The 6,000-nt window shown below is 40.3% G+C and carries 2 protein-coding genes and 1 pseudogene; 1 reads left to right on the forward strand and 2 read right to left on the reverse strand.

Annotated elements, in window-relative coordinates; translation table 11 throughout:
* Window positions 1–328: 328 nt before the first annotated feature.
* Both BP621_RS06580 and trkA read right to left on the reverse strand, forming a co-directional pair.
* A pseudogene (locus BP621_RS06580) lies at window positions 329–1,758 on the reverse strand (TrkH family potassium uptake protein).
* Between the two features lie 57 nt (window positions 1,759–1,815).
* On the reverse strand, window positions 1,816–3,162 hold the full coding sequence (gene trkA / locus BP621_RS06585; protein ID WP_292388644.1) for a Trk system potassium transporter TrkA: 1,347 nt from the start codon (window positions 3,160–3,162) through the stop codon (window positions 1,816–1,818).
* Window positions 3,163–3,745: 583 nt separating this feature from the next.
* Between trkA and BP621_RS06590 the strand changes: the two genes are divergently transcribed.
* Window positions 3,746–5,734 (forward strand): APC family permease, encoded by a 1,989-nt coding sequence (locus BP621_RS06590; protein WP_292388646.1) that lies wholly within the window; start codon window positions 3,746–3,748, stop codon window positions 5,732–5,734.
* Window positions 5,735–6,000 lie beyond the last annotated feature (266 nt).

Here is a 6,000-nt window from a genome sequence, read left to right on the forward strand (position 1 = left end):
GAAAAGGTTTTCGGTCAAGCCTTTTTTCAAAAGGGTTGTGATCACACCGGATAGGATTTGGGATAAGGTACTCACTCAAACGTGAGCTGTTTTCTATCAGACTTTTTCTGGAAAGGCTTGCGTATGACTCGATAAGAAGTTCAGGTAAATCAGTCTTCATGAGCAAGCTGAAAATGCAACCTTTTTTACTCCTAAATTAGCCCTTCTGGCTCAGCTCAGCATCTTCATTATAACCCATCCTTGGGCTCAGTTCAGAATCTTCATTATAATTCAGCCCTCTTGAGCGAAGCGAAAAGGGCCCTGTCCTCCCGAGACAGAACTCGGGAGGTCACTTGCTCCAGAATTCAGGCGTAAAAAGTAGAATTACAGTATAGACTTCAAGCCTACCGATCCACATATTTGCAATCAGGACCAGTTTACCCAGGGGGGAACTGGATCAAAACTGCCCATCGGGCCTACGACATTCAGGCCTGGCCCAATATTACCAAGCGTAGCTATAGACGCAGTAACTGAAGTTATGATGTCCATACCCAAAACCGAAAGAATCAGGGCACTTGAGAGAAAGACAAGCAGATAAATGACAACAAATGAAACTATATAATTGACAATCTCGTCGGGCACTTTCTTATTATTAAATCTGACGCCCTTAATGGCTTTGGGATGAAGAGCTTTGAACAATTCTACTCGGCTGTGTTTGAGAAGGATAAGAATACGTACAACCTTGATGCCCCCACCTGTAGAACCGGCGCAGGCTCCAATAAACATAACTATAATAAGTATCATTTTCGCGGATTCGGGCCAGAGATTGAAATCAGTTGTCGCAAACCCTGTACTTGTCATGATTGTAACTACCTGGAAGATTGCAAACTTGAAAGAATCAGGAAGGTTTGTGCCAAGGTCTCGCCAGAGTAGGAAGGTAAGAAGCCCGCTTGCTGCAAGGGTCAGGGCGGTATAGAATCGGAACTCTTCGTCTTTAAAAAGGAGATTTTTGTCTATAAATATTGCTCGATAGTAGAGGGCAAAGTTTGCGCCGGCAACGAACGTGAAAAACGTTATTATATATTCAACAAGAGGACTATGAAAAGCTCCGACACTCAGCGCATAATTTGAGAAACCTCCGCAACCCATTGTAGCAAACATATGATTAAGCGCGTCATAGAGGGAGACTCCTGCGAGTAAGAGGGCGGCAACTTGCAGGAAGGAAATTACGAAATAAACCATCCAGAGAATTCTCGCAGTTTCCCTTATTCTTGGCTTTAGCTTGTCCTCGGTAGGCCCAGGTGATTCCGCCCGGAAAAGCTGGCGGCCCGCAACCCCAAGTTTGGGAAGGATAGCAATGAAAAGCACGATAATGCCCATGCCGCCGAGCCACATGATCAAACCTCTCCAGAAAAGGATACTTTTAGGATGGCTTTCGATATCAGTAAGAATTGACGAACCTGTAGTGGTAAATCCAGACATTGATTCAAAGATAGCGTTTAAGGGAGAAATCCCGTCCAGCATGAAAGGAATTGCCCCGAAAACAGCGGCTGCAAGCCAGCCCAGGGCAACGATTGCAATCCCCTCTTTGCGCATCCATTCCTCGTCGGTTTTATAATAAAGCAGGAGAAGACCTGTAACGAGGGTTATGAGAATCGAAACCAAAAAAGGAGTTAAACTCTCTCCATAATAATAGGCGACTCCGAGAGGAATTACCATGAACAGTCCCAGGAGCCTGAGCAAGCCGCCAAGCACATATAAGACAACTCTAAAATTCATTGCGGATCCTCAGTTTTAAAAACTGTTAGATCTTTTTGAATTTTTTGTATTTATTCTTTACTTAAAAAATTTCTCAACTGCCGAAACTGCGGAAGATAGCGCAAAAACTATTACCTTATCTCCTTCCCGAATTACGAAATCTCCTCTAGGTATGATAATGTCATCGTTATGAACTACTGTGGTAACTATCGCATTTTTAGGGAACTTGACCTTGTCGAGGGATTTTCCTATAATTTTTGAGTACCTTGAGGTAGTGTACTCGATAATTTCTGCCTTTTCACCTTCCAGCATGGTAAGCTTTTCGATACCTTTTCCCATTGTAAGCTTAAGTACTTCATTTACGGTCGCTTCCCTGGGACTGACTGCCATATCAATTCCAATCATTTCAAAAAGGGGCACATAGTCAGGGCGGTCAGCTCTTGCGATAACTTTCTTTGCCCCCATTTGCTTTGCCAGAAGCGAGCACAGAAGATTTTTTTCGTCATTGTCCGTAACTGCAAGCACGACGTCCATATCTTCGATATTCTCTTCCCTGAGCAGATTGAGGTCAGTGCCGTCCCCGTTTAAAATAAGGGCATTTTCCAATATCTCGGCTACTTCTATGCAACGGCTCTTCTTGTACTCGATAATTTTAAGGTCTGCATTCTCGTCTTTGTCTATCAATTTGGCAAGATAAAATCCTACAATGCCGCAGCCTATGAGGAGAATTCGGTTTCTGTGAGGCTCCACGTTCCCGAAGATGCGGCCAAGTTCTTCCAGAGCTTTGGGCTTGCCTACAACTACCACATGGTCGTTTGCGTTAATGACATCGCTTCCATGGGGAATAACGATTTCCTGCTTCCGAAATATTGCACTTACAATGCAGCAGTCATCAAGCTTGAGATCCCGAATCTGCTTTCCTACAAGCTTGCTGTCAGGACGGATGGCAAATTCCATCATCTGAACTTTTCCCCCGGCAAAGACTTCCGTATCTATAGCTGAAGGGCTTGAAAGTACCTCGGCAACCTCCGAGGCGAGCGCAAGTTCAGGACAGATCATGATATCGACTCCAACCTGAGACCTTGAGGTTACAGGCACATCGATATAATCAGGGTTGCTAACTCTTGCAATTGTCTTTGCTTCTTTCCAGCCGGGATGGGATCTTATGATAAGTTTTGCAGTCATGCAGGCAACAATGTTAACTTCATCAATTCCTGTGACAGCCACTAAAATATCCGCATCGTGAAGGATACTGGCGAGAATATCGGCGTTTGCACCATTTCCTTCCAGAACCTGGACATCGAGCTCGTCAGCCCTTCGTGCAACCTCTTCATCTTTTTCGACAACAACTACATCGTGTGTGAGGGAGAGGAACTTTGCGATATGATATCCAACCTCGCCAGCCCCGATCACTATTGCTTTCATAAACTACCCTCAAAAAAAGTTTTATCTTAGGTAAATTCATTTGCTTGCTTAAGTAATATTTGTAAAAAGGAAAACTTAGACAGGCGTATATTCTAAGGAATAATCGTTCTGTAGATGAATATTTCACTATTAAGAGTGTTTAATAAGTACATTTTTTAAAAAATTGAAACTTTTGCGGTAATTGTAAAAACATTCTAATTCTTCGATCCTGAGCCTTCACTAAAAAGTCTGCCATTCTCATTCTCCAAAACTCAATTAATAATTATTATAATTTTTCAAATATTATCAAAAAAAACAATAGCGTGCAAGGCATTATTATTTTTTGAAACAGATTTAAAAATTTGGATACACTAAACAAATTCAAATACTATAACTCAGATTGTGAGTTAAATATCTTGTGTGAATTTGGGTAATAGGCGTGAGTTATTGAAAAACGTAAGCAAAAGAATATCTCTCAATTTTTTCAAACATGGTGAATCTACTCTCTTTTTGTAATTGGTCAGTAACTCGCAGACACGACCTGAATTTGAGGCTTTATAATTGTTATTTATAAAGACCAAAAATAAAACGTAGGCTAATAAGAATGCAAGATAGCGGAATATATGATAAAAAATTAAAGTCTTTAAAAACTTTAATTCTTGGAGAGCCCCGTAACCCTTTTGATTCTGATATTTTCCATAAAGTTTCTTTAATAGCGCTCTTCGCATGGGTCGGTCTGGGATCTGATGCAATGTCTTCTGCATCATATGGTCCAGAAGAAGCATACTTGGCACTGGGACATCATATTTACCTTGCCATATTTGTAGCACTGAGTATTATATTAACTATTTTTGTAATTAGTACAAGTTATTCTCAGATAATCGAACTATTTCCCACAGGTGGTGGTGGTTATTTGGTTGCTAGCAAGTTGTTATCTCCATCGCTTGGAATGCTTTCTGGCTGTGCACTCCTTATAGATTATGTACTTACGATTGCTATTTCGATAGCAAGCGGTGTAGATGCCATGCTAAGTTTTCTACCAACAAGCTGGCACATGTTCAAATTAGGGTTTGCTTTTTTTGTAATCATGGCAATTATACTATTGAATTTAAGAGGAATTAAAGAATCAGTTTTATTTTTAATACCTATATTCGTATTATTCATAATTGCTCATGTTGCCTTAATATCATATGCGTTTTTTACCCATTTTACAAGTGCGCCAATAGTAATGAGTAATACTGTAACTGATGTCCATAATATAGCATCCGGTGCAGGGCTTTCAGCGTTGCTTTTCATTGTCATACATTCATATAGCATGGGGGCAGGAACATATACAGGAATTGAAGCCGTAAGTAATGCGGTTCCAGTAATGAGAGAACCAAGGGTAAAAACAGCAAAGAAAACCATGCATCTCATGGCGCTTTCGTTGGCATTCATGGCAGCAGGTCTAATGCTTACTTACATATTTTACCATGTATCTCCAGAAGCTGGAAAAACTCTGAATGCTATTCTTTTTGAGAATATTACTAGGTCCTGGGGACCTCTAGGTCACTATTTCGTAATAGCAACTCTTGTATCTGAAGCAGGACTCCTATTTGTAGCTGCACAGACCGGTTTTTTAGATGGCCCAAGGGTTCTGGCAAATATGGCACTGGATAGATGGGTTCCTACAAGGTTCGCAACGCTGAGTGATAGACTTGTAACACAAAACGGCGTATTAATAATGGGTGTCTCAGCGTTAGTTATGGTCTTTCTTACCCAGGGATCGGTCAAACTCCTGATAGTGCTTTATAGCATAGCGGTTTTCATAACATTTATTCTGTCCCAGGCAGGTATGGTTCGCCATTGGTGGAAGTCTAAAGCGAAAGTTAAAGACTGGAAGAAGAAATTAATTATCAATGGTACCGGGCTGCTTATGACAGTTTTGATATTGATGTCAGTAATAGCCGTTAAGTTCGGTGAGGGCGGATGGGTAACATTGCTTATTATCGGAGCATTTGCTGGAGTTGTCATCCTCATAAGACGCCATTATGACAATACCTCAGAACTTATTAAAGAACTGAATGCAAAGGTAATCAATTCTCCTGAATGTATGAATATAACTAAAAATGATAAACCTGATGAGATTATTAACATGCAGGATAAGACTGCAGTGCTTCTGGTAAACGGTTTTAATGGTTTAGGGATGCAGGCACTGTCCACTATATTCAAATTATTCGGTGGGATGTACAAGAATTTTGTATTTGTACAGATTGGTGTAATTGATGCTGGTGTGTTCAAAGGAGTAGAAGAAATTCAAGGACTCCAAACCGAGGTGTGCAAAGATGTAGACAAGTACGTAAAACTAATCTCGTCACATGGTTACTATGCTGAAGGTTTTACTGCAGTCGGCACTGACGTTGTGGAAGAGATCACAAAATTGGCACCAGAGATCTTAAAGAAGTTCCCTAATGCTGTGTTCTTTGGTGGACAGATTGTCTTTCCGAATGATTCGAGACTTACAAGGTGGCTACACAACTATACTGTCTTTGCATCACAGAGAAAACTATATGCAGATGGCATTCCTTTCGTAGTTTTGCCAATAAAAGTATAAAAAAGTTAGAAAAAGTAGAAATCTTAGCTTTATGTTCAATTATAAATCTTAGGCTTTATGTTCAATTATAATACTCTCTAAAATTCACGAAAAATATACAATCTAAGTTACAGGCGAAGCTGGCTTCCACTTAGCTTCCAATATTTTATATTAGCTGATCCTTAAATGAGCTGATTCCAAAATTCCATATTGATTATCTGAATCTCGCGTTCTTAATAATCAATTGAGTTTCTCATTATTAATCAGCCAGCATATTATCAAAGTCC

The sequence above is a fragment of the Methanosarcina sp. UBA5 genome, from assembly GCF_002505485.1.
Taxonomy (GTDB): Archaea; Halobacteriota; Methanosarcinia; order Methanosarcinales; family Methanosarcinaceae; genus Methanosarcina.